General features: G+C 39.3%; 22 protein-coding genes. 14 read left to right on the top strand and 8 right to left on the bottom strand.

Going from position 1 to position 24,265, the window contains the following annotated elements:
• Positions 1-36: 36 nt before the first annotated feature.
• The 4 genes from mqo to betI all read right to left on the bottom strand — a co-directional run bounded on the left by mqo (position 37) and on the right by betI (position 6,032).
• Complete coding sequence (gene mqo / locus ACG59Z_RS12085) at positions 37-1,677, bottom strand: malate dehydrogenase (quinone) (protein WP_024433247.1); 1,641 nt, start codon at positions 1,675-1,677, stop codon at positions 37-39.
• Positions 1,678-2,187: 510 nt separating this feature from the next.
• Complete coding sequence (gene betA, locus ACG59Z_RS12080; RefSeq protein ID WP_400199579.1) at positions 2,188-3,846, bottom strand: choline dehydrogenase; 1,659 nt, start codon at positions 3,844-3,846, stop codon at positions 2,188-2,190.
• Positions 3,847-3,943: 97 nt separating this feature from the next.
• Positions 3,944-5,416, bottom strand: coding sequence for a betaine-aldehyde dehydrogenase (betB, locus tag ACG59Z_RS12075; RefSeq protein WP_400199577.1), 1,473 nt, complete (start codon positions 5,414-5,416; stop codon positions 3,944-3,946).
• On the bottom strand, positions 5,409-6,032 hold the full coding sequence (betI, locus tag ACG59Z_RS12070) for a transcriptional regulator BetI (RefSeq protein WP_004703204.1): 624 nt from the start codon (positions 6,030-6,032) through the stop codon (positions 5,409-5,411). Before betI ends, betB begins: the two co-directional genes overlap by 8 nt.
• Positions 6,033-6,297: 265 nt before the next feature.
• Here betI and ACG59Z_RS12065 point away from each other — a divergent pair, with 265 nt between their 5' ends.
• From ACG59Z_RS12065 to ACG59Z_RS12050, 4 genes are all read left to right on the top strand, one after another.
• Entirely contained in the window at positions 6,298-7,920 is a 1,623-nt protein-coding gene (locus ACG59Z_RS12065) for a BCCT family transporter (protein WP_400199576.1), read from the top strand.
• Positions 7,921-8,035: 115 nt separating this feature from the next.
• Entirely contained in the window at positions 8,036-10,102 is a 2,067-nt protein-coding gene (locus ACG59Z_RS12060; RefSeq protein WP_400199574.1) for a choline transporter, read from the top strand.
• An 11-nt stretch (positions 10,103-10,113) separates the two neighbouring features.
• Entirely contained in the window at positions 10,114-10,728 is a 615-nt protein-coding gene (locus ACG59Z_RS12055) for a MarC family protein (RefSeq protein WP_002054351.1), read from the top strand.
• Between the two features lie 262 nt (positions 10,729-10,990).
• Positions 10,991-11,506, top strand: a complete 516-nt coding sequence (locus tag ACG59Z_RS12050; protein WP_004703199.1) for an acyl-CoA thioesterase — start codon at positions 10,991-10,993, stop codon at positions 11,504-11,506.
• A gap of 132 nt (positions 11,507-11,638) precedes the next feature.
• Here the strand turns inward: ACG59Z_RS12050 and ACG59Z_RS12045 are convergent, their stop codons facing one another.
• Complete coding sequence (locus ACG59Z_RS12045) at positions 11,639-11,836, bottom strand: hypothetical protein (protein WP_002054416.1); 198 nt, start codon at positions 11,834-11,836, stop codon at positions 11,639-11,641.
• A 502-nt stretch (positions 11,837-12,338) separates the two neighbouring features.
• Here ACG59Z_RS12045 and ACG59Z_RS12040 point away from each other — a divergent pair.
• A complete protein-coding gene (locus ACG59Z_RS12040; protein ID WP_400199570.1) occupies positions 12,339-13,337 on the top strand; it encodes a CobW family GTP-binding protein in 999 nt (332 codons plus the stop codon).
• Positions 13,338-13,378: 41 nt separating this feature from the next.
• On the opposite strand, the gene dctA is transcribed toward ACG59Z_RS12040, so the two are convergent.
• On the bottom strand, positions 13,379-14,641 hold the full coding sequence (gene dctA, locus ACG59Z_RS12035) for a C4-dicarboxylate transporter DctA (protein ID WP_400199569.1): 1,263 nt from the start codon (positions 14,639-14,641) through the stop codon (positions 13,379-13,381).
• Positions 14,642-14,831: 190 nt separating this feature from the next.
• Between dctA and ACG59Z_RS12030 the strand changes: the two genes are divergently transcribed.
• The 5 genes from ACG59Z_RS12030 to pgaD all read left to right on the top strand — a co-directional run bounded on the left by ACG59Z_RS12030 (position 14,832) and on the right by pgaD (position 19,797).
• Positions 14,832-15,362, top strand: coding sequence for a YaeQ family protein (locus ACG59Z_RS12030; RefSeq protein ID WP_311072186.1), 531 nt, complete (start codon positions 14,832-14,834; stop codon positions 15,360-15,362).
• Between the two features lie 87 nt (positions 15,363-15,449).
• On the top strand, positions 15,450-15,791 hold the full coding sequence (locus ACG59Z_RS12025; protein WP_002054441.1) for an FKBP-type peptidyl-prolyl cis-trans isomerase: 342 nt from the start codon (positions 15,450-15,452) through the stop codon (positions 15,789-15,791).
• A 236-nt stretch (positions 15,792-16,027) separates the two neighbouring features.
• The gene (gene pgaB / locus ACG59Z_RS12020) at positions 16,028-18,022 is read left to right on the top strand and encodes a poly-beta-1,6-N-acetyl-D-glucosamine N-deacetylase PgaB (RefSeq protein ID WP_400199566.1); all 1,995 of its coding nucleotides are present in this window, start codon (positions 16,028-16,030) and stop codon (positions 18,020-18,022) included.
• Positions 18,023-18,035: 13 nt separating this feature from the next.
• A complete protein-coding gene (gene pgaC, locus ACG59Z_RS12015) occupies positions 18,036-19,292 on the top strand; it encodes a poly-beta-1,6-N-acetyl-D-glucosamine synthase (protein ID WP_261491610.1) in 1,257 nt (418 codons plus the stop codon).
• Between the two features lie 85 nt (positions 19,293-19,377).
• Positions 19,378-19,797: a poly-beta-1,6-N-acetyl-D-glucosamine biosynthesis protein PgaD gene (pgaD, locus tag ACG59Z_RS12010; protein WP_311072180.1), complete on the top strand. Its 420-nt coding sequence runs from the start codon at positions 19,378-19,380 to the stop codon at positions 19,795-19,797.
• A 104-nt stretch (positions 19,798-19,901) separates the two neighbouring features.
• Here the strand turns inward: pgaD and ACG59Z_RS12005 are convergent, their stop codons facing one another.
• Both ACG59Z_RS12005 and ACG59Z_RS12000 read right to left on the bottom strand, forming a co-directional pair.
• Entirely contained in the window at positions 19,902-20,690 is a 789-nt protein-coding gene (locus ACG59Z_RS12005; RefSeq protein ID WP_400199563.1) for a crotonase/enoyl-CoA hydratase family protein, read from the bottom strand.
• 159 nt (positions 20,691-20,849) lie between these two features.
• Entirely contained in the window at positions 20,850-21,794 is a 945-nt protein-coding gene (locus tag ACG59Z_RS12000) for a DMT family transporter (RefSeq protein ID WP_400199562.1), read from the bottom strand.
• 407 nt (positions 21,795-22,201) lie between these two features.
• Between ACG59Z_RS12000 and pnuC the strand changes: the two genes are divergently transcribed.
• Genes pnuC through ACG59Z_RS11980 form a run of 4 tightly spaced genes read left to right on the top strand, consistent with a single transcriptional unit; the run spans position 22,202 to position 24,252 of the window.
• The gene (gene pnuC, locus ACG59Z_RS11995) at positions 22,202-22,792 is read left to right on the top strand and encodes a nicotinamide riboside transporter PnuC (protein ID WP_400199560.1); all 591 of its coding nucleotides are present in this window, start codon (positions 22,202-22,204) and stop codon (positions 22,790-22,792) included.
• Between the two features lie 46 nt (positions 22,793-22,838).
• Positions 22,839-23,438, top strand: coding sequence for a hypothetical protein (locus tag ACG59Z_RS11990; protein WP_400199558.1), 600 nt, complete (start codon positions 22,839-22,841; stop codon positions 23,436-23,438).
• 21 nt (positions 23,439-23,459) lie between these two features.
• Positions 23,460-23,927 carry a hypothetical protein gene (locus ACG59Z_RS11985; protein WP_400199557.1) on the top strand — a complete coding sequence of 156 codons (468 nt, stop codon included), beginning with the start codon at positions 23,460-23,462 and terminating at the stop codon, positions 23,925-23,927.
• Between the two features lie 22 nt (positions 23,928-23,949).
• Entirely contained in the window at positions 23,950-24,252 is a 303-nt protein-coding gene (locus ACG59Z_RS11980) for a hypothetical protein (protein WP_032047794.1), read from the top strand.
• Positions 24,253-24,265 lie beyond the last annotated feature (13 nt).

Here is a 24,265-nt window from a genome sequence, read left to right as displayed (position 1 = left end):
TCATCCTTTTGATATTTTACTTATACATCATCAAACTTAGTTTGCTTTTGCAACAGGGGCAGCAGCAGTTTCATCGTTTGCAGCTTTGAACGGAGATGTATAGTTCAAGCCAAGAGTAGAACTTGTGTACTGACGTACTTTGTCGAGTAACACAGGGTCTTTGCTCAAGTCTTGCTTATAAGAAACTACAATTTCATGAAGCTTCTGGTTCCACTTACCTTCAGTTTGCTGAGGGAAAGCTTTTTCAAGCAAGTTAAGCATGATGTATGGAGAAGTCGAAGCACCCGGAGACGCACCTAACAATGCAGTTACAGCGCCGTCTTTCGAAGCAAAGATTTCTGTACCGAATTGAAGTGTTGCTGGTTTACCCGGTTCTTTCTTGATGATCTGAACACGTTGACCACCTTGGCTTAAACGCCAATCTTCAGCTTTCGCATCTGGGTAGTATTTACGAAGTTCATTTAGACGGTCTTGGTCTGACATCATCACTTGGCTTACCAAGTATTTAACAAGATCAAGGTTTTCCAAGCCAACAGTGGTCATTGGTAAAACGTTATTTTTGTTGGTAGATGCAAGCAAGTCAAGCTGAGAACCATTTTTCAGGAACTTGTTTGAATAGGTTGCAAATGGTCCAAACAATACATATTTTTTACCGTCGATATAACGTGTATCAATATGTGGTACAGACATTGGAGGCGCACCAAGTTCAGCACGGCCATATACTTTCGCTGTGTGTTGAGAAGTAATTGCTGGGTTATCAGTAATTAAGAACTCACCACCTACAGGGAAGCCAGCATATTGTTTCGCTTCTGGTAAACCAGTAAGTTGCAATAATTTAACCGCTGCACCACCTGCACCGATAAACACAAAACGTGTTTTAACGTGATCTGTTTTACCAGTTTTCAAATCTTTGAAAGATACAGTCCAAGTTTTGTCATCATTTTGACTGATGCCAGTCACTTCAGTTGAAGTCTGTAATTTGAAATTTGGGTTTTGGTTTAAGTGTTTCACTAACTGATTCGTGATTGAACCGTAGTTTACGTCTGAACCAACTTCCATACGAGTCGCTGCAACTTTTTGAGTTGGATCACGATCGTTCATCACCAAAGGTGCCCATTGTTTAATCACAGCTGGGTCTTCAGTAAATTTCATACCTTTGAACAACGGGCTTTGAATCATGGCAGCATAACGTTTTTCTAAGAACTGAACGTTATCGCCCCAAACGAAAGCAATGTGTGGAACAGGGTTAATGAATGATTTTGGTTCAGCTAAAACGCCTTGTTTTACCTGATATGACCAGAACTGTTTAGCGACTTCAAATTGAGAAGCAACTTTTTCAGCTTTGACAATTTCCATCTTACCGTTTTTCTCTTCGGTATAGTTCATTTCCATAAAGCCAGAGTGGCCTGTTCCGGCATTGTTAAAGCCGTTTGAACTTTCTTGAGCAACTTGGTCAAGACGTTCATACATACGAATTTGCCAATTCGGTTCAAGCTCAGTGAAATAAGTACCGAGAGTGGCACTCATGATGCCGCCGCCAACAAGAACAGCATCAACAACTGGCTCATCTTTTGCAGTTTGTACCTGTTTTGACGCAATTGGTCTAAACAAGAAAACAATACCTGCAATTAAAATAAGAATGATTAATACCAGAAGGTATTTCAAAAACTTTTTCATGTAAGGGGGACCTTAAAATAAGTTATTTGAGTCACTTAAGGTGTGAGGAAACCTAGACAGCGTATCCAGACAAAATGGATATAAATGCGAAAGTAAAATTCTCCAAAACAGAGAACTTTAAAAAAAGAAAAATTACTTGGGATTATCGCAAACACTCTATATTTTAGACTAATTTTGCATTGACAAGACAATTTTTATAATAAATGGGGTTCATCAAAATCATAAATATGATTTATATTTAATCAAATTAAGCTTTTATAAGATTATTTTTAGCTTTTATTCTGATTTAAATATTTGAAAATTAATGATTAAAATAATTTCGGTTAAACTTGAATCATTTGAGGATGATTTGCCTATAAAAATAGATTAATTTTTATTTCATGCCATATTTATGTAAATGTTTAGCTTATAGCCGCTTATTTTTTGTCATACATAGTTCTTATTAATGCTTGTGCAGTACCTATTAAATTCAGGGCATATCTCTGTATAAGAAATATGCCCTTAACGGTTTTATGACGCGACATAGAATGGTGCAGTCGAACGTGGTAACGCTTCGCGTCCACGAATTTGGTCTGCAATTTTCTCGGCAATCATAATGGTGGTTGCATTTAAGTTACCGGTAATAATGAGCGGCATAATTGAGGCATCAACCACACGTAAACCATTCATACCGTGTACGCGGCCTTGACCATCTACAACAGCCATTTCGTCTTCACCCATCTTACAGCTACAAGACGGGTGGTAAGCCGTTTCTGCATGGTTACGAACAAAGTCATCAAGCTCCGCATCGGTTTGCAAATGTTTGCCCGGGCTAATTTCATCGCCACGATATGGATCAAGCGCAGGTTGCTGCATGATTTCACGCGTGATACGAATTGCATCACGGAACTCACGCCAGTCTTGCTCAGTCGACATGTAGTTAAACAAGATACTTGGATGATCAAACGGGTCTTTCGATTTAAGTTTGATACGACCGCGTGAAGGCGAACGCATTGAACCGACGTGTGCTTGGAAACCATGTTCTTTTACTGCATTACTACCGTTGTAGTTAATAGCTACTGGCAAGAAATGGTACTGAATGTTTGGCCATTTGAACTCGTCCGAACTACGGATAAATCCACCCGCTTCAAACTGGTTACTCGCGCCAATACCTGTACCATTAAATAACCACTCGGCACCAATCGCAGGTTGGTTATACCATTTTAAAGCAGGGTATAAAGAAACAGGTTGCTTACATTTATACTGTAAGTACATTTCCAAGTGGTCTTGCAGATTTTCACCTACACCCGGCAAATCATGAACCACATCAATGTCCATTGATTTTAAGAAGGTACTTTGACCTACGCCTGAGCGCTGTAAAATTTGCGGTGACGCAATTGCACCTGCACAAAGTAATACTTCGCGTTTAACCAATGCGCGTTGTAAGTTGTTTTGGTCAGCGCCAATAATGTATTCAACACCAATCGCTTGCTTTTGGTTGAACAAGATTTTGTTGGTCGTCGCGTGTGTCAAAATAGTCAGGTTTGGACGACCTTTTGCCATATCCAAATAACCACGTGCGGTACTTGAACGACGGCCTTTAGGCGTAACCGTACGGTCCATTGGGCCAAAACCTTCTTGCTGATAACCGTTTAAGTCGTCAGTACGCGGGTAACCTGCCTGTACACCTGCTTCAACCATGGCATGGAACAGCACGTTGTTGCCATTTTTAGGTGTAGCAACCGACACAGGTCCATTACCGCCATGGTAGTCATTTTCACCAATGTCACGAGTTTCGGCTTTTTTGTAGTAAGGCAAACAATCGGCATAAGTCCAGTTTTCAAGACCCTTATGCGTTGACCATTGTTCTAAATCCATTGCGTTACCGCGGATATAGCACATACCATTAATTAAAGATGAGCCACCTAAACCTTTACCACGACCACATTCCATACGGCGGTTGTTCATGTGTGGCTCTGGGTCAGTTAAATAAGCCCAGTTATAGCGACGACCTTGAAGTGGGTAGGCCAAAGCTGCTGGCATTTGTGTACGGAAATCCAAGCGATAATCTGGTCCACCTGCTTCTAGCAGTAAAACGGTGGTATCTTTGTCTTCAGTCAGACGCGCAGCGAGTACATTTCCGGCAGATCCTGCGCCAATAATAATGTAATCATATTCTTTAATATTCATAACTATCCTTTTTTTTTACTAACAGTTTGCCTGAGCAATCTATAAAGACTGCTCGGCATATGTGATTTAGGTTGAAGTGTTTAGAGCGATTGGGGCATTAAAAAATGCTTTGATAATCGCCAAGTTCAACTTGAATAGATTTGATACGGGTATAGTGCCCAAGTGTGGTCAAGCCATTTTCGCGGCCTACACCAGATTGTTTATAGCCACCCACTGGCATCTCGGCAGGCGATTCACCCCAAGTGTTAATCCAGCAAATACCAGCTTCAATCTGGTGAATAATGCGATGAGCACGGCTGATGTCTTGAGTAACAACGCCAGCAGCTAAACCAAAGGTGGTGTTGTTAGCACGACGGATGACTTCTTCTTCGGTTTCATAGCTTAAAATGCTCATGACAGGTCCAAAAATTTCTTCTTGAACAATCGCCATCTGGTCAGTGCAGTCGCTAAATACTGTCGGTAGTACATAAGCGCCTTTGGCAAGTTCGCCTTCTGTTGCGCGGCCACCACCAATTAATACTTTAGCGCCTTGTTGTTTGCCTGACTCAATGAAAGACAACACTTTTTCCATGTGAGGGAAGCTAGTGAGTGGACCGAAGTTCGTATCTTCAGCCATTGGGTCGCCAATGCGAATACGTTTTACACGCTCTACAACCGCTTTTTCAAAGTCGGCTAAACGTGATTTTGGAACAAATACACGAGTACCGTTGGTACATACCTGACCTGAGCTAAAGAAGTTCGCCATGACTGCAATGTCTGCGGCACGGTTCAGGTCGGCATCTTCACAAATAATCAGTGGTGATTTACCACCAAGTTCCATGGTCACTTCTTTAAGCGTAGAACCCGCAGCACTTGCCATGACTTTTTTGCCGGTTTCCACACCACCAGTGAATGAGATTTTTTCAATCACAGGATGTTCAGTGAGCCATTGACCAATTTCACGGCCAGCACCTTGTACCACGTTAAATACGCCGTCTGGTAAACCAGCTTCTGTATAGATTTCTGCAAGTTTAAATGCAGTGAGTGGTGTTGTTTCACTTGGTTTGAAAATCATAGCGTTGCCGGCTGCAAGAGCAGGGGCAGATTTCCATAAAGCGATTTGAATTGGATAGTTCCAAGCCCCAATACCTGCAACCACTCCTAATGGTTCACGGCGTGTATAAAAGAAACTTGATTCGCGAAGTGGAACTTGGTCGCCCTGAATGGCGGTTGCAAGTCCTGCGTAGTATTCGAGTACATCTGCACCAGTCACAATATCAACTGTAGATGTTTCGCTGTAGGCTTTACCGGTGTCGAGTGTTTCAAGACGGGCAAGCTCATCATTACGTTCACGGAGAATATCGACAGCACGGCGTAAAATACGTGAACGCTCCATAGCGGTCATGGCTGCCCAGATTTTTTGTCCTTGTTGGGCACTTTTTACAGCAGCTTCAATATCTTGTTCAGATGCCTGTTGAAGAGTCGCGATTGTCTCGCCGTTGGCAGGGTTAATACTATTAAATGTTTTACCACTGGTTGCTTCAACGTAGCGTCCATGGATATACAGTTGATAAACTTGTACATCACTCATTTTGTCTCTCCTGCAAAGGCTTGTTCGCAAATTGCAATTGCGTTTTTACATAATCGTAAGCAATGGAACGGGCCAGCTCGCTGTCAAATTCGTTGTGACGGCTTAAACTGCCGCGTAGCCATAATCCATCAATCAATGCTGCCAAACCTCTTGCGGCAACACTGGCCTGTTGTTCATCTATTAACTTGAGAAAGTAAAACTTCAAGTTGGAGTACAGGCGTTGATCATTAATCTTTTGCAAACGGCTCAGGTCTGGTACATGCATACTTGCAGACCAAAAGTCTAACCAGACCCGCATTGCTTTTTCATTTACCTGACTAATGTCAAAGTTAGAGTCAATAATTGCCTTAATCTGGCTTTCTGGATGCGAATCTGCTTCTGCTCTGTATTGTTCGGTTTTACGACGCAAAACATTCAGCATTTCTTGCATACAGGTATTTATTAACCCTTGTTTGTCGCCAAAATAATGGCTAACAATGCCGGTCGACAGCTCGGCTTTTTTTGCAATTTGTGCAATGGTGGTATTGGATAACCCCACTTCATAAATTACGTCGAGTGCAGCGTTCATAATCTCTTCACGGCGCACATGCTCTGGTTTTACTCTGCGTTTTGTCATGATTGTCCACATCAGCACTTTTACGGGTGCTTTAAATTCAGCATGTTAACTTGCAGAGCATCATAGCACTTTTTTTATCATACTTGTTATTGATTGAACGTTCAATCAATAACAAGTATGATGTGTAAAAATCAATGAATTTTTGAATCTTACTTCGGGGTAGAAGAGATAGAATCAGAAGTTCTTACGGATAGGATGATGCGCATAAGTCCAGTACTTATCACGTTATTTTGGGAAAAATACACCGATTGCAAGGAGCAATAAGATGGTGTTGAAAAGTGATGGATATTCTTCAGACCATATTCGGTTAAATCGTTTCGTATTTTGGAGTTCGGCAGTCAGTATCGGCATTTTTGGCCTATTATTTGTACTGTTTCCAGAAAAAAGTCAGTTTTGGCTGACCTATGTGCAAGAGCAGGTAAACCACTTTTTCGGGTGGTATTACATGTTGGTGATAGTGCTGTGTTTAGGCTTTGTGGCTTGGCTTGCCTTCTCAAAAGTGGGACAAATTCCTTTAGGAAAAGACCACGACAAACCTGAGTTTGGCTATTTGGCTTGGACCTCAATGCTGTTTTCAGCAGGTATTGGTATCGCGCTACTTTATTATGGTGTTGCTGAACCTGTTGATCATTTTCTAAGACCACCCGAAGGTGAGGCAGGAACCATTCAGGCTGCTCGAAATGCCATGACCTATAGCTTTTTGCACTGGGGTATTCATGGCTGGGTGCTTTATGCCTTGCTCGGTGTGACCTTAGGTTACTTTGCTTTTAGACAAGATTTACCGCTCGCATTGCGCTCGGCCCTCTATCCAATTTTCGGAGAACGAGTTCATGGCTTAGTGGGTGATTTTGTCGATGGCTTTGGTATTTTAGCAACTGTCATTTCGCTCGTGACCAACTTAGGTATTGGTGCTTTAGTGCTGGTTTCAGGTATTTGCTATTTAATTCCTGAAATACCGCATAGCTCTGCAACCTTAATTACAGCTGTTCTCGTCATGATGAGTGTTGCGACCATCACAACAGTGGTTGGCATTGAAAAAGGCTTGGCATGGTTATCGCGTATTAACTTGCGTTTGCTTTATGCGTTGCTTTTATTTGTATTTTTAACTGGGCCAACTAACCATTTGTTAAATGGTCTTGTGCAAAATGTCGGTGATTATCTCAACAATTTTATGGGTAAAAGCTTTGATATGTATTTATACAATCAAAAAGCCAGTGGTTGGTTGGGTTCATGGACTGTGTTTTATTGGGCATGGTGGATTGCTTGGGCACCTTTTGTAGGAATGTTTATTGCGCGTATTTCAAAAGGTCGAACCATTCGTGAAGTGGTTTTGGGGGTATGTCTCATTCCATTAGGTTTTACCTTGGCTTGGATTTCGATTTTTGGAAACACCGCAATTCATTTTATTCTCAACCAAAAGCAGAAAGCTTTAGGTGATATGGTTTTAAGTGACCCAGCATTGTCATTATTCAAATTACTCGAATATCTCCCATTTAATCCGTATATTGCCGGGATTGTTGTTGTAATTTGTTTCGTTTTATTTTTGACCCCTGTTGGGTCTGGTACACTAATGATCGCCAATTTGTCCTCGAGAGGGGGCACCAGTGATAGTGATTCACCGATCTGGTTACGCATCTTTTGGTCTGTGGTCATTACCATTGTAAGTATCGGCTTATTATTAGCAGGTAGTTTTAACTCCATGCAAAGTGCAGTGGTGTTATGTGGTTTACCATTTTCTGTGATTATTTTGCTTTATATGTTTGGTTTAGCCAAAGCCTTAAAGCAAGATGATTTTGACCCGAATGTTGCGAAAAAGCAGTTAGCTATTTCAAAAGACATTTCTATTCCATCGAATTGTGACCAGAACAAAGTAACCGAGGTTTTATAATCTTGGTTCATCACATTTATTTATTTTTTGCGTTCAAAGCAGTCTTTTCATTATGGTTAAATAGTGAAAAGACTAAATTGAATATTTTATTTTTCTTCTATTCCTTGAGGATTGTATGGCAACAGATAATCCAAGAGCAGTTGATGATTTAACATTATCTAAATCTAAAAAAGACCCGCTTAACCGTGTGGTTTTTTATATTTCAGCTCTAATCATTTTAATCTTTTCTCTCGTTACTTTTTTATTTAACGATTTCGCAAATCGAACCATTAACACCGTTCTTGCGTGGGTAACGTCAACCTTTGGCTGGTACTATTTACTGGCTGCAACGCTGTATATGGTGTTTGTCATTTTCATTGCCTGTTCAAGATATGGTGAAATTAAACTTGGTCCTAAACACTCAAAGCCTGAGTTTAGTCTACTGAGTTGGTCTGCCATGCTGTTTTCGGCAGGTATTGGTATCGATTTAATGTTCTTCTCGGTGGCCGAGCCATTATCTCATTATATGCAGCCGCCTGTTGGCGTAGGTCAGTCCTATGAAGCTGCACGCCAAAGTATGGTGTGGACCCTATTTCACTATGGTTTGACTGGATGGTGTATGTATGCCTTGATTGGTATGGCACTTGGCTATTTCAGTTATCGCTATAACTTACCGCTTACCATTCGTTCTGCACTTTACCCAATTTTCGGGAACAGGATTAATGGGGCAATTGGCCATAGTGTAGATACTGCTGCCGTCATTGGGACAATTTTTGGTATTGCGACCACTTGCGGAATTGGCGTGGTACAGCTGAACTATGGTTTACATGTTTTATTAGGACTGCCAGAGAATATCTGGATGCAGTTTGCACTCATTGCCATTGCAGTCGGTATTAGTATTATTTCAGTGACATCTGGGGTGAATAAAGGTCTTCGGATTTTGTCTGAAATCAATATTTATGTATCAATTGGTCTTTTGCTATTTATTTTGTTCTTGGGCAATACCGAGTTTTTACTCAATGCACTGGTACAAAATATTGGTGATTATTTAACTCGCTTCCCAACCTTAGCCTTACAAAGTTTTGCCTTTGAGCAACCTAAAGATTGGATGAGCAGCTGGACTTTGTTCTTCTGGGCATGGTGGATTGCTTGGTCGCCATTTGTAGGGTTATTTTTGGCCCGTATTTCTAGAGGCCGTACTATTCGTGAGTTTGTGTGCGGGACTTTAATTATTCCTCTGTTATTTACCTTAACCTGGTTATCCATTTTTGGTAATAGCGCATTGCACAGCGTTATTTTTGAAGGCAACCAGACTTTAGCTGCAACGGTATTATCTAATCCTGCCCATGGTTTTTATGACCTGTTAGCGCAGTATCCAGGTTTTACCTTCATTGCTTCAATAGCGACAGTGACAGGTCTGTTGTTCTATGTGACTTCTGCCGACTCGGGTGCATTGGTTTTAGGTAACTTCACCACTAAGCTTACGCATATTGATAATGATGCGCCGCGTTGGTTAAGCGTGTTCTGGGCAATTGCCATTGGTTTATTAACGCTAGCCATGCTGATGACCAACGGGATTACCGCTTTGCAGAATGCAACCATCATTATGGGACTGCCGTTTAGTTTCGTGATGTTCCTAGTCATGGCTGGTCTTTATAAGTCGCTCAGGCTTGAGGACTACAGGCATGCCAGCCGAAGTATGAACGCAGCACCTGTAGTGGGTAACGTCGATATTCTCAATTGGAAACAGCGTTTGACTCGGGTTATGCATCATCCGGGAACGACTGAAACCAGACGAATGCTCGATACCGTTTGCAAACCTGCTGTTCAAGCTGTTGCCGATGAACTCATTAAGCAAGGTATGAACGTAGACGTGCAGCAAACACCACTTGAAGATGAAGAGGCTCTATATCACCTCGATATCACCATTCATTTGGAAGAAGAGCAAAACTTCGTGTATCAGATTTGGCCAGTCCGTTATAGCGCGCCTAACTTTAGTCAGCGTGTAAAACGAGGCAAACAGTTCTATTACCGCCTCGAAACTTATCTTTATGAAGGTTCTCAAGACAATGACCTTGTGGGTTACAGTAAAGAACAGGTTATTAATGACATTTTAGATAAATATGAAAGACATATGACATTCTTGCATATTAATCGTATTAGCCCTGGGAACCGTCCATTATTCCCAGATCCGCAAGCTTAAGGGGAATATGCATGGTTTCACCATATCTGCATTCTTTTGCTTTATTTTTCTCTTTGCTCAATCCATTTTTAATGAGCATTTATATGATTGGCCTGATCCGCCATTCAGAAACCAAGGTATTTAACAAAGCCTTAATTCAGGGCAGCTTGATTGCTTATATCGTCTTTATGCTGTTTGCATGGGGCGGTGAAGCAATCTTTAGTAAATACTTGAACGTACGCTTTGAGGCTTTCCAGATTTTTGGTGGCCTTATCTTTTTGGTGATTGGCTATCGCTACGTGTTTCAGGGAGCCGACACCATTGGTGAAATGCGCGGTGCACCAGAACATTTGGCTGGCACCATCGCCATGCCTTTTATGATCGGGCCGGGCACGATTAGTGCGGCTGTGGTCACAGGTATTGAAATGTCGATTGGTGCTGCGGCGCTTGTTATTGGGTTTACCATGTTTTTAACATGCAGTATTTTGATTTTGATGAAATTTTCACATGATCATTTACGCTATAAACATGCAAAATATATCGATCGATATTTTGATATTGTCGGGCGTTTATCTGCTTTATTAATTGGTACGATTGCTGTTGATATGATTATTAATGGTATTACCGGACTGATCCATAAAGTATAGTCAGGCTCATATAAAATGATGCTATGTCATTTAAAATGGAACAAAATGGCATAGCATCTTTAGTTTATTTTTGGCTGCTTATCAGCTTTTTATTTAAGAAAAACTAAAAAATAATTAAAAATAATAGCTTAAAAAATATTCGTTCAAAAAAAGAATTAACAATATTAAAAAATACGATGCTATGTTGTGGATTTAAGCATGTTTTTTTTGTGAATTATCAACCATAATGTTTTCTGAGCTTGTTTTGAGACAGAGTTGAGTCATGCCTACATTAGATGAAATGACAACCGTAACTGATGATCAGTCCGAATTAACCATGTCAGTGTTAATGACCCCAGACATGGCAAATTTTTCAGGTAATGTTCATGGTGGAACAATTCTAAAGCTGTTAGACCAAGTGGCCTACGCTTGTGCAAGTCGTTATTCAGGCAGTTATGTCGTAACGTTGTCTGTAGATAAAGTAAATTTTAAAGAACCAATTTATGTGGGCGAACTCGTTACATTTTTAGCGAGTGTGAACCATGTGGGTCGTACTTCAATGGAAGTGGGTATTCGTGTAGAAGCACAGAATATTCAAAAGCGCACCGTACGCCACACCAATAGCTGTTATTTCACGATGGTTTCGGTTGATGAGCACGGTAAGCCACGTGAAGTACCTCAATTAAAGCTAGATACTGAATGGAAACGCTGTCGATTTGAAGCAGCAGAACACCGTAAGGTGTTGCGCCTACAAGAAAATCATAATCCTTCTTGTAGCATGTATAAGAAAACTTCTTAAAGAACAAAGAAGACTGAATTAAAAAAAAGATCGAACCGCAGCATGGTTCGATCTTTTTTCTTCACCGAAATTCAACGTCCTGTTTCGTTTCAGCAAAATTATCTCTGAGCTTGGAGGAGAGTACAGAGGTAATTATTGAGCAGCAGGAGCAGCTTCAGAAGCAGAACCTACTGCTTCAGATGCAGCATTTGCAGTGTTTGCTTGCTCTTGAGTTGAAACTACAACTTTATCTTCTGCTGGAGCATGAACCTTATCATGTTTAGAAGCAGCAAAAGTTGAAGCAGCAGTTAAAGCTAGAGTAGTCGCTAGTAAAGTTTTAGCTAATTTCATTTTATGGCATCCTTAAATTCATTAAAAAATAAATCAAACCTAATCGTTCATACCTACCTGATAAAACATGTAGGGCTGAATGACTAAGCTAGGACACATGCTAAGCCGAGCTTTGGATTACATCAATTAACTTAACAATCTATTACGCCTATCTTAACAATATGAAATATACGGGCCGTTTATGTGCGTCTACTGTAAAATTGGAGCGCTTGTTGAGCGCTAAAAATGTGAAAGAATATTTCTTGTTGAGTAAAAAAAAGCCAATTTAGTTACGTAAACAAAACACTCTGGCATGAATTGTGAATGCCCATAAATAGAATATTCCGTTTAATTATTTTTTATTTAAAGTTAATTTAGATTATTGATGAGAGGTATGTCACAAAAATGCTGTTTTAGCCGGATAATTGAAAACTATAGCTTCAAAATGAAAAATGTTTTCCATGCCACTTAAACAGTGATATACCTTTCTTAGTTTTTAAAACCTTGTTGATTTGAGCCGCTTGTGAAACTTATTGCCCCAAAAACTGTGCCTACCCATATTATCTCAGGGTTTTTAGGTGCAGGAAAAACCACATTATTGCAGCATTTATTAAGTCAGAAACCCAAAGATGAAGTGTGGGCAGTTTTAATGAATGAGTTTGGGAAAATTGGAGTCGACCAACAACTGTTACCTCAAGATGAAGGCTATGCCGTAAAAGAATTATTAGGTGGCTGTTTATGTTGTAGCAGCCAACTTCCCATGCATATTGCTTTGGCTCGCTTGTTAAGTGAACAAAAGCCAGACCGACTCTTTATTGAACCTACTGGGCTTGGGCACCCTTCACAATTATTTGATCAGCTTACAGAACCTCATTGGCAAAACAGCTTGGCTATGCGTGCATTGGTCACGGTTGTTGATGGTAGTCGTTTGCATGACACCAATTGGGTTAAACAAAACTTGTATGAAGATCAATTAAAAGCCGCGCAAATTGTGGTGGTGTCGCATGCTGACACCATGACTTTTGAAGATGATCAGGCGCTAGATAGGCTTAAAGAAGAATACCAGCCTTATCAGCAGCAATGGCTAAAGACCGAGCATGGTCAACTTGAACTAGTAGAAATTGATGTCGCTGCTCGTTTAACTGAGCGCTCTATACAACCTTTACTTAAGCTTCAAAAACAAATGACCGAAGCTGAAGTTGCAAAAGAAATTCATCAATTGCCTTATCACTATGTTGAGTCTGCACAAGGTTATATTGTGGCGGGTTGGAAATTTCCTAAGCGTTGGAAATTTGAGTTTTATGCTCTGCTTGATGTGTTGTGTGCACAGCAAGACTGGCTACGTATTAAGGGAATTTTTAATACAGATCAGGGATGGAAGACCTTTAATTTTAATCCTGACCAATTTAACTATAAGTCTGGTGAAGAGGGCATTGATAACCGTATTGAAATCATTAGCCAACATGAACATGACTGGCTGGCATTTGAAAATGAATTATTAAATTGCAGAATTGATGAATAGAGAACATTGAAAAGATAGTCAATGTTCTCAAAAATATTCATCTATTTTTTGATGTCGAGTACAGCTTTAGCTTGAGCATGGTCAATGTCTTTTTCCCAATGTGCAATGACTACGGTCGCAACACAATTACCAATTAAATTGGTGCAGGCACGGATAATCCCGATAAACCAATCAACAGACAGTAAAAGTACTAAGCCAATTGCAGGTAAGCTTGGAATGACTGAAAGTGTCGCCGCAAGAATCACTAAGGCAGAACCCGGAATACCGTGCGCGCCTTTAGAGGTAATAAGCGAAACCAGCAAAATAGCCAACAAGTCATGCATAGAGAGATCGATATTGCAGGCCTGTGCAATAAAGATCACCCCTAAAGTTAAGTAAATTGAAAAGCCATCTAAATTAAAAGAATAACCGGTTGGAATGACCAGACCGACTGTTGAATCTTTAATCCCCAAGTTTTTAAGCTTTTTCATGACTTGAGGGAGAACCGAATCGGAAGATGCTGTACCTAAAACAATCGCGAGCTCATCTTTAAAGTAGCCTACAAATTTGAAAATGTTGAGGCCGGTAAGTTTTAGAATTGAACCTAGAACAATCACAACAAATAAAATGCAGGTTGCATAAAAGAGTAAAACTAAATAACCGAGTTGTAGAAGTGAGTCTGATCCGAATTTTGCAGTGGTATATGCGACTGAACCGAATACACCAATTGGAGCTAAACGGATAATAAGTCCCATAATTTTAAAAAAGACTTCAGAGAAAGCTTCAAGTGCCTGACGTACCAGCTCTGCTAAATGTTTAGGAATTAAGAGTAGCGAGACACCAAATAAAATCGCGATGAGTAAAATCTGTAAAATATCGCCGTTGGCAAAAGCAGCCGTAAATGTTTTTGGAATAATATTAAGTAAAAAATCCGAACCTGTATGCATGTCATGAGCACGGTCGGTATAGGTACTTAAATCTTTAGCATCTAAATGATGAATATCAATATTCATGCCGACGCCCGGTTTAAAGACATAAGCAACAATAATTCCCAAAATTAAAGCAATACTGGTGACCACTTCAAAATAAAGAATCGTTTTTGCACCGACTTTGCCCATTTTTTTAATGTCGTTTGCACCATAGATTCCCAGTACCACCACACAAAACACAATCGGAGCAATCAACATTTTAATGAGCGAAATAAAACCATCACCAAGAGGTTTTAAAGCTAGGGAGAAATCATGAAAACCAAGACCTACTGCAATACCGAGGAAGAGAGCGCATAGAACTTGTAGGAATAAACTACGTTTAAGTTTTTGCCACATAAGTCATCAAATCAAAAAGAGAGGAATACAGCCCTCTCAAGCAAAAAGCCCGCCAACTTTGAAAGTGCTTAGATGTTTTGGAATAAGATGCAAATTTAGAGTGAAAGAAGTTTTAGGTTACTGCGTTTTTTCTATAAATTTTTAACTAAAATCGAGTATTCTTAGCGCCAAATTTTTGGACATATCAACTATGGCGCTTAAAGCAACAATTTATAAAGCGGATCTGAATATTGCCAATATGGATGACCATATTTATGGCGATTATCAATTGACGCTTGCCTTACATCCTTCAGAAACTTTAGAACGATTAATGGTTCGTGTTATGGCATTTGCACGTTTTGCCAGTGATAGCCTTGAATTTACCAAAGACCTTTTTGAAACTGATGAGCCTGCACTTTGGCAAAAAGACTTAACAGGGCAGTTAGAAACCTGGATTGAAGTCGGTTTACCTTCTGAAGATAAAGTGAAAAAAGCCAGTGCCCGTTGTAAAAATGTGGCAATTGTTGCTTATGGTTCACAAGTCGAAGACTGGTGGAAGAGAAACAGTAAAATTAAAACTTTGAGTAATGTTCAGGTATGGCAAATTGCACCTGAAAGTACAGCAGAGTTAGAACAGCTTTGTGAACGCACTATGCAGTTACAGTTAAATGTTATGGACACAGAGTGGACTTTGCTTGGTGAAAAGGGCCAAGCAAACGTGGTGTGGACACAATTACAGTAAAACTGGAAAGCGAAACAAATTTTACAACTTCACTTGCTAGACTAAAGATTGAGTCTGAGCTGTGAATTTAAATGAAACGGAAATGTTATGATCACTGAATTAGAAATTATTGATTTAAAAGTAGGCGAAGGTAAAGAAGCGGTTAAAGGTGCTTTAATTACCACGCACTATACAGGGTGGTTAGAAGACGGTACTAAATTCGACTCTTCAATTGACCGCGGAAATTATTTTGAATGTGTCATTGGTACAGGCCGTGTGATTAAAGGTTGGGACCAAGGCATCATGGGAATGAAAGTGGGCGGAAAACGTAAACTTATTGTTCCTGCGCATTTAGCTTATGGCGAACGCAAAATGGGTAAAATTATTCCGGCAAATTCAAATTTGATTTTTGAAATCGAATTATTTGACGTAAAAACTCGTGATGAGTGATATCAAATTCTTTAGGGTTTGATTTTATATATAAGCTTTAAATATAAATACATTCACTATTTATATTTTAGCTTTTTGAATATTTAAGATTATTTTCAGTTTATTTGATTATAAAGGTGAACTGAAAAACTGTTCTTTTGGAACAGTCTGAACCTAAGGGCTAAATTGACATAAGGTTTAGTTCTTAAGTTTAAATTTCACATAAATAATCTATATTGCTATTGAGACGCTATTTCATGATTACCCGTTTTGCATCTCCTTTGTTGAATCTAACGCTTGGCTTGGCTTTAGCAGGCTTGTCAGGTATGGCATTAGCTAAGCCTCCTAAAATAGATGCTTCAGAACTTACTGTTATTGGCTATCATGAAATTACCGATACTAAAAATGCCTTAATTCCTCAATATGCAGTAACCACGAAACAATTTAGTGAGCATATTGATTGGCTGCAAAAAAACGGTTTCCATTTTATTACTGTAGACCAGTTGATTCGTGCTCATCAGGGCAAAACTGCACTGCCGACCAAGCCAGTTTTATTAACTGTAGATGATGGTTATCAGTCTTTTTATCAAAATGCCTATCCAGTCATTAAGGCTAAAAAAATCCCGGTAGTACTTGCTGTTGTTGGTTCATGGTTAGAGCCTAAAGCAAATCAGAAAGTTGATTTTTCTGGCGAAGAAATTTCACGTGATAAAATCTTAAGCTGGCCTGAACTTAAAGAAATGCAAGACAGCGGTTTTGTTGAAATTGCAAGCCACAGCTATCATTTACACCGTGGTATTACTGGTAACCCACAAGGAAACTCTGAACCTGCGGCAACGACTCGTTTTTATGACGTAAAAACTAAAACGTATGAAAACGACAGCCAATATCAGGCCCGAATTTATAACGATTTAAAAAAGAATAATCAGTTGCTTAAAGAACATGGTATACGTTCACCACGTATTATGGTGTGGCCATATGGTCGCTATAATATGCAAACTGTTCAAATTGCTAAAAAGCTTGGTATGCCAATTACCATCACACTTGATGATGGGGCGGATCACGCTAAACAGTCTCTACAAAATATGAGCCGTATTTTGGTAGAGGGCGGAATGAGCACAAATGATTTAGCTCAAGAGATTAAAAACCGTGAGTTAAATTTAACGGATAATAACCGTCCGCAAAAAATCATGCATGTGGATCTCGACTATATCTATGATCCAGACCCGCAACAGCAAGAGCGTAATTTAGGTAATTTACTCGACCGTATTAATGCAATGGGCGTAAATACAGTTTATTTGCAGGCTTTCTCTGATGCAGATGCGAATGGTTCTGCCGATATGGTATACTTCCCAAATCGACATATTCCTATGCGTGCTGATTTATTTAACCGTGTTGCATGGCAAATTCAAACACGTACTCCTGTAAGCCGTATTTATGCGTGGATGCCATTATTGGCATGGGAACTACCAAAAACTGATCCTGTATCAAAAGATTTGGTTGTAACCCAACAGGATAAAACGGGTGGACACCTTAATATGGGATACATTCGTTTAAGTCCTTTTTCACCTGAAGCGCGTCAAACTATCCGTGAAATATATCAAGACTTAGCGAAGTCATCGTCTTTCAATGGAATTTTATTCCATGACGATGTGACACTGTCTGATTATGAAGATGCAAGCCCAGATGCTTTAAAAGCTTATGCAAAACAAGGCTTACCAACAGACTTGGCAGAAATTCGTGCAAATGACGAAGATTTGCAAAAGTGGACTGCATACAAAACCAGATATTTAGATGATTTTGCGATGCAGCTTGTGGATCAGGTTCGTCAATATGAGCCATTCCTGTTAACAGCACGTAATTTATATGCGCAAGTGGCTTTAAAACCATATGCGGAAAATTGGTACTCTCAGTCACTTGAAGAGTCATTAAACCGTTATGATTTTACTGCTATTATGGCGATGCCTTATATGGAGCAAGTGAAAAACTCAGATCAATTCTATAAAGATATGGTTGATCGTGTTAAGCAATATCCAAATGGCATTAAGAAAACAGTTTTTGAGCTACAGGCAACGAACTGGCGTAATAACGAAAAGGTACCTTCAACTGAAATGGCTGCGACAATTCATTCTCTCTATGAACAAGGCGTAATGCATGTCGGATATTACCCTGATGACCCAATCAAAGATCATCCGGACGTGAACGTGATGCATAAAGCATTTGCTGAAAAATCATCTCGTCTTGTGCCGTAGTCGAGGCTGAAACATGACAATCTTTGCTGCAATATGGTCGCACGCCCTAAAATTCGTTTTTTATTATCCATTGTTTATGTCATATCTATGGATGATAGGTGCGGTCATTTTCTATTGGAAGGAACGTAAGGCTCCACCTTACGATCAACCAGCTCCATTAGAAAGCTATCCGAAAGTTGCTGTACTTATTCCTTGCTTTAACGAAGGTGATAATGCAGAGGAAACCATTAGTCATGCTTTAAAACTGGACTATCCTAATTTTGAAGTGATTGCGATTAATGATGGCAGTTCGGATAATACGGGTGAAGTGCTGGACCGTTTAGCTGAACAATACGAAAAGCTTCGTGTTGTTCACCTTGCACAAAACCAAGGTAAAGCAATGGGCCTACAGGCAGGCAGCCTGATGACCGATGCCGAGTTTTTAATTGGTATCGATGGCGATGCTTTGCTTGACCCGCATGCAGCGAAATGGATGATTCGTCATTTTCTTCAGAACCCAACAGTTGCAGCCGTAACTGGAAACCCACGTATTCGTACGCGTTCAACTTTGTTAGGACGTATTCAAGTCGGTGAGTTTTCTTCGATTGTGGGAATGATCAAACGTGCACAGCGTACATTTGGTCGTTTGTTTACGGTGTCTGGTGTAATTACCGCTTTCCGTAAAAGTGCTGTTCACCAAGTCGATTATTGGTCTCCAAATATGTTGACCGAAGACATCGACATTACTTGGAAATTGCAGCGTGCAGGCTGGGACATTCGTTTTGAACCGAATGCCTTGGTCTGGATTTTAATGCCTGAAACCTTAAACGGTTTGTGGAAACAGCGTTTACGTTGGGCAATGGGTGGAGCACAGGTTTTAATTAAAAACATTGATGTGTTCACCAAACCAAAATTGAATTTTTTATGGCCTCTCATGTTTGAGCTTTGCTTAACTTTAGTCTGGTCATATTTAATGCTGGCAATGGCTGTGTTGTGGTTGGTACATTTTATTTTACCGGTCCCTGCTTTAGCCGTTGTGAGTTCCCCATTTTTACCGTATGGTAGCGGTATTTTATTGGGGGCAACCTGTCTAATTCAGTTTGCTTTAAGCAAATGGATGGATAGTCGCTATGAACCGCATCTAGGAAAAAACTATTTCTGGATGATCTGGTATCCATTGGTCTTTTGGCTAATCACCATTTCGGCAACCATTGTGGCATTTCCAAAAGTCTTACGACGTGGGGATGAGAAACGAGCACGTTGGGTGAGCCCGGATCGGGGCATTCGTTAGATGAAATGCAAGAGTCATGAGATTTTAAAGATCGTGCTGTATTGATGTCTGGGGAAAACCGCAGCACTTCGTTAGGTAAAGAGAAATGAAGACAAATTCGTTGATTATTGATTTACGTCGTCAATTACCATGGCACAAACGCTATGTTTCTACAACAAGCACAGCCATGATGTGGGGCGGTTGGTTGTTGTTGTGGCGTCCGTTCGTGTTTGTATGGCTATTGGTTGAACTACAAAAAACACATTTGGTACACCGTTTATTTAGTGCCTTTGGTGTGGGAATTGAGCATGGCTTTACAGCACTTATTGCTTGTGCAATTGGTTTGTTGCTATGGAGTCATGTATTGCCTGAACGCCGTGTTGGGGGGAGTGCACTTAACATGAAACAGACAGATGATTATGCACGCTACTTTGATTTGCCAGAGCAAGAAATTGAACAGGGCCGTAGCCAAAAAATTACGGTCGTTCACCATGATGAATTTGGTAAAATTGTTAGAGTTGAATAAACCTAATAAATAAAAAGAAAGCCCACATGATGTGGGCTTTCTTTTTGCATATATGCTTAGAGAGTAATAAGTTTTAAACCGCGAAGTATAAGTTTGAGTAGGTTTTATTTACCTTTAAAAACAGGCGGTCTTTTTTGCAACATGGCAAACACACCTTCTTGAACATCTTCTGTGGTGAGTAAAGGCTGAAGATGGCTCTGTAATTGGCTAAAAGCAGTTTCATAACCTTCATTAATGGCTTCACGGGCAGAAGCGAGGGTCGCTTTTACAGCAAGTGGTGCAGCTTGCGCGATATTTTCAGCCAGTTCTATTGCACGTTTAAGCTCCGTACCTTCTGAGCAAACTTCTGTAATCAGGTTCATATCAAAAGCTGTTTTTGCATCAAAAGAGTCACCTGTAAGCAAATAACGCATCGCTTTGGCCCAACCTGCTGCCTGAGTAAAGCGGGCAGTTGCACCGCCAAATGGTAAGATGCCACGTTGGACTTCCATTTGCGCAAACTGAGTATTTTCATTTGCAATTGCAATATCTGCATTAAGAAATAGTTCTATGCCAGCGGTATAGCAATAACCTTGTATGGCTACAATTAATGGTTTACTTAGTTTTCGGCCAACTGTACCCCACGGGTTAATTTCTTCATCACTAAAATCAAAAACACCTGTAGCAAGTTTAGGTTGTAACTCAACTAAATCTAAACCCGCCGTAAAATGGTCACCATGTGCAAAAATAATTGCACAGCGCAGAGCATCATTATTTTCATATTCGGTCAGTGCTAGTGATAAGTCTTTAATGAGGTGGCTATCAAAGGCATTGCGTTTTGCTGCCCGATCTAGACCAATTAAAAAAATATGTCCTCGAGTTTCACGGCTGACTTTCCCTGTTTGATTTGACATATTCTCACGCTCTTTATTTGTCTTTAATTATCTTTTAAACAATCATTTAAAAACGATCAAATACAATTTGTTGATGACTTGGTAAGTGAAAATAAAATGATGCTGTAAATATGAGTTAAAAGTGCAACCTGACTCATAGATGAGTCAGGTTGTATAAGCTTATGCAGAGCGCCTTGAATACATCAATAGCCCTAGACACAACATGATTAAACCTAAAACTAGATGTGAGCTAAGGTGTTCATGGTTGAACCATGTTCCCCAAAAGGTGGCTAAAACAGGGGTAATAATTGTAATAAGTAGTACCGTCGTCGGCTGTAGTACCTTAATGAGCTGATAATAAAAAATCATGGCAAGTACAGAAGAAAAGACAGCACTATAGAAGACCGCGAGTGAAATTTTCAGACTTGGAAATTCAGTTGGAAGATACGACCAGAAGAAAGGCAATAAGCATACGTAACCTACCCACGAGACAAGGCTAGAACCCGTCATTTGTATAATGGGGTGAATATGCGCTCCGACAGATTTTACGGCAAAAGTCGACAATACATAAAACAGCATAGCGATCAGCTCTAGCATAATACCAATACTGTTGAGCTGAAAACCCGATGAAGATAGCCCTAATGTAAAACTCATCCCGACAAGAGCAATACCGAGACCAAGCCACTGCCATGATGAAAAACGCTCGTGTCCTAATACAAAGGAGCTAATGAGCCCAGATACTAAAGGAGAGGCGCCGTAAATAATTGAAATAATGGCCGAAGGAACTTTATCTGCACCCATATAGCAAAAAGCCATGGAACCAAATAAACCAATGGCTCCTGCACAGTAGCTTAAAATTGCTTTTTTACTAAAGATCAGTTTTAAACGAAAAAATTTTAGACACAGTAAAGCAATCGGAATAGCGATACTAAAGCGAAGGAATAATCCCCATGCCCAGTGAAGTTCTTGTACTGTCCAGACGGCGGCGAGAGGTGTAAGCGACCAAATAACAATGACCGCAATAAATTGGCCGGCTGTAGCGAGTCGAGTCGGAGATGAAGGTAATGCTACAGCCGGCTGAATCTGCGGGCTGGACGTACTCTGTTGTTCAAATAAAGGCTTCATATAAAGCTCCATAAAGTGATATTTTGTAGGATGAACGGACATAAAAAAAGCCGCGTTTTATGGCGGCTTTTTAAGAAAAATCAAAGAATATATTATGTAATTAACTTCTTGATTTTTTTATTCAAAGCGCCAAATTGTCCAAAATAAGGACGTCGCCAAATCACCACACAGAACTTAATCTCTGAGGCGTAGAATTGACGCGCTAGACAATAATGGGCTTTAGATAAAAACATGATAAGTATATTAAAAATATAGATGATATTTTTATAACATATAAATAGAAAAGTACAAATTAGATTCAAGCGTGGAATATAGATTTTTTTGAATACGCTAAATTAGTTGTTTGCTTAGGCCCATATTTTTCTCATAATACCTTGTCAAATTGATCTCAATAAGCAGCTGCTCTTATGTCACCTCTAGAAGTCTTTGCGGTCTTGGTTAGTCTAATTGGAGTGGGATTAACGATAACTCGTAATATGTGGTGTTGGTTGGTTAATTTCTTTGCCTGTGTTTTATATGCTTATTTGTTTTATAAATTTAAGCTCTATGGCGAAACCATTTTACAGTTCTTTTTTATGGCTATGAATTTTTATGGTTTTTACTATTGGCTCAAAGGGAAGCAGCAAGATCATGATATTCGAATTGAACCTATTGCAGCTCAAACCGCTATTATCCAAATGATCATTGCCGCGGTAGGTGGTTTACTTTTTGGTTTGATACTTAAAAACTTTACCGATGCAGCAGTGCCTATGCTCGACTCGCAGCTTGCCGCATTTAGTTTACTTGCAACTTATTGGACCAGTCGAAAACATATTGCGACATGGATACTTTGGGTCTTTGTAAATATTATTTATGTGGGCATGTTTATTTATAAAGATCTATTTTTAACTTCTGCCTTATATGCAGCCTTTGTGTTAATGGCAGCTTATGGTTGGTATCAATGGGAGAAGGTTAAAAGAAAGCAGGTTGATCATATAGATTTGAAAAAAACTATTTAATGTATGAGAAAATATTAAAACAATAATCCTGTTTGGAAATTATTTGATGACTCATACTTTAAAAAAACTTTTATTTTGTTTATTTCTTTTTTCTGGTTATGCAAATGCTCAGATTAACGCTGTTCCTTTAAAGCAGCTTAGTAAATTACCAGATTCATGTCAGAAAGATGAAGCTGCTGAAAATAATAAATTAGCTATACAGGCATCACAGGTAAAAATACAAAGCTATTCTTGCTTTAAGCCTGATATAGCTGATGCGCTAGGCTATAATGTATTTGCTATCAATTTAGATAAAAATAAAACCTACTATTTTAAAGCGCAAAGTCGGGATATATCCGCAATAGCTGGCCAGACTATACATAAAATTGATTCTGAAACTTTTGCTATAGACAATTATCAGGAGCGTGGTGGAAATTTTATTATTTTTTGGGTAGCGGACTGGTCAAATATTTATACACAAGATATTAGTTATTATACGGATGATGAAACTTCCATAGATAGCTTTATTAAAGACAAACAGATTTATTTACAGAAGAAAAAATATTTGGATAATACCAAAACTAAGAAAGTTGGATCTCCTTTAATTATTATGAAAGACAAACAAAAAGGTTTGATCATTAATAAGGCTAAGGCACAAAACTTCTAAATCATTAATTTCTGGATTTTTATGAAAAATTTAACTCATATATTTTTATTTTGTATTGGTTTTTTAGTAGCAACTCCCTCTTATGCGCAAGTCAATATTAAACCTTTATGGCATGGTAAGGTATTAAACAGTTTTGATATTCCCTTAAATAATCTGAAAAAGCCAAAGCAGGTTATTAAAGGTGAAGCTGATGAATGCAATGGTGGTTATTTTCCAGATCAATGGGTATATGAAGATGGAGTGATACTCTCTACGGGATCTTTAGATAAGGTATATGTAAGCCAGCAAAATGGTCTAAAGTATGGTTCTCGATTATTTAATCATTTAACTACCGAGAATGATTTTAAAAAGTTTTTTGGTAAACAAATAGTTATATCTGAAAATCATACTTACTCTATATTTCCTTGGAAAGGTACTAATGATGGCTTACATTTTCATTTCCGTAATGGAAAATTACACTACTATACGCACTCTATTGATGACTGTTAATGATTAACCTTTAAGAATAGCCATGATCCTGAATTTAGTCATATATAAACAGCAACAGTTTGATGCGATGGCCCAAAAAATTATGGCCGAACCCACAAAATATATAGATTTTAATTCAGTGTCAGATTTTTATAAGGCTGCATGGCTCAAGGATTTTCCACAAGGCACACAGGTCTCTGCGACTGGTTTAGATGATGGTGCTGAAGAGTTTTATGCCGTAATACAGTTTAAACAGCAGTATTTAAAGTTTGATATTAAAGAAAATCATTTGCTACTGAGTTTTCAGGATATGAATGGTGAAGTTTTTAAAGTAGTTTTTAATTGATGAAATAAAAGCA

This window comes from Acinetobacter sp. ABJ_C1_1 (assembly GCF_044684115.1).
In the GTDB taxonomy this organism is placed as follows: domain Bacteria; phylum Pseudomonadota; class Gammaproteobacteria; order Pseudomonadales; family Moraxellaceae; genus Acinetobacter; species Acinetobacter nosocomialis_A.
This window is presented reverse-complemented; position numbering and strand designations above follow the sequence as displayed.

Coding starts and splice junctions, on each gene's coding strand:
- pgaD (WP_311072180.1), top strand. CDS start 19,378: ATGAAGACAAATTCGTTGATTATTGATTTACGTCGTCAATTACCATGG.
- ACG59Z_RS11990 (WP_400199558.1), top strand. CDS start 22,839: ATGACTCATACTTTAAAAAAACTTTTATTTTGTTTATTTCTTTTTTCT.
- dctA (WP_400199569.1), bottom strand. CDS start 14,641: ATGTGGCAAAAACTTAAACGTAGTTTATTCCTACAAGTTCTATGCGCT.
- ACG59Z_RS12060 (WP_400199574.1), top strand. CDS start 8,036: ATGGCAACAGATAATCCAAGAGCAGTTGATGATTTAACATTATCTAAA.
- ACG59Z_RS12025 (WP_002054441.1), top strand. CDS start 15,450: ATGATCACTGAATTAGAAATTATTGATTTAAAAGTAGGCGAAGGTAAA.
- betI (WP_004703204.1), bottom strand. CDS start 6,032: ATGACAAAACGCAGAGTAAAACCAGAGCATGTGCGCCGTGAAGAGATT.
- ACG59Z_RS11985 (WP_400199557.1), top strand. CDS start 23,460: ATGAAAAATTTAACTCATATATTTTTATTTTGTATTGGTTTTTTAGTA.
- pgaC (WP_261491610.1), top strand. CDS start 18,036: ATGACAATCTTTGCTGCAATATGGTCGCACGCCCTAAAATTCGTTTTT.
- betA (WP_400199579.1), bottom strand. CDS start 3,846: ATGAATATTAAAGAATATGATTACATTATTATTGGCGCAGGATCTGCC.
- betB (WP_400199577.1), bottom strand. CDS start 5,416: ATGAGTGATGTACAAGTTTATCAACTGTATATCCATGGACGCTACGTT.
- ACG59Z_RS11980 (WP_032047794.1), top strand. CDS start 23,950: ATGATCCTGAATTTAGTCATATATAAACAGCAACAGTTTGATGCGATG.
- ACG59Z_RS12045 (WP_002054416.1), bottom strand. CDS start 11,836: ATGAAATTAGCTAAAACTTTACTAGCGACTACTCTAGCTTTAACTGCT.
- mqo (WP_024433247.1), bottom strand. CDS start 1,677: ATGAAAAAGTTTTTGAAATACCTTCTGGTATTAATCATTCTTATTTTA.
- ACG59Z_RS12005 (WP_400199563.1), bottom strand. CDS start 20,690: ATGTCAAATCAAACAGGGAAAGTCAGCCGTGAAACTCGAGGACATATT.
- ACG59Z_RS12000 (WP_400199562.1), bottom strand. CDS start 21,794: ATGAAGCCTTTATTTGAACAACAGAGTACGTCCAGCCCGCAGATTCAG.
- ACG59Z_RS12055 (WP_002054351.1), top strand. CDS start 10,114: ATGGTTTCACCATATCTGCATTCTTTTGCTTTATTTTTCTCTTTGCTC.
- ACG59Z_RS12050 (WP_004703199.1), top strand. CDS start 10,991: ATGCCTACATTAGATGAAATGACAACCGTAACTGATGATCAGTCCGAA.
- pnuC (WP_400199560.1), top strand. CDS start 22,202: ATGTCACCTCTAGAAGTCTTTGCGGTCTTGGTTAGTCTAATTGGAGTG.
- ACG59Z_RS12030 (WP_311072186.1), top strand. CDS start 14,832: ATGGCGCTTAAAGCAACAATTTATAAAGCGGATCTGAATATTGCCAAT.
- pgaB (WP_400199566.1), top strand. CDS start 16,028: ATGATTACCCGTTTTGCATCTCCTTTGTTGAATCTAACGCTTGGCTTG.
- ACG59Z_RS12065 (WP_400199576.1), top strand. CDS start 6,298: ATGGTGTTGAAAAGTGATGGATATTCTTCAGACCATATTCGGTTAAAT.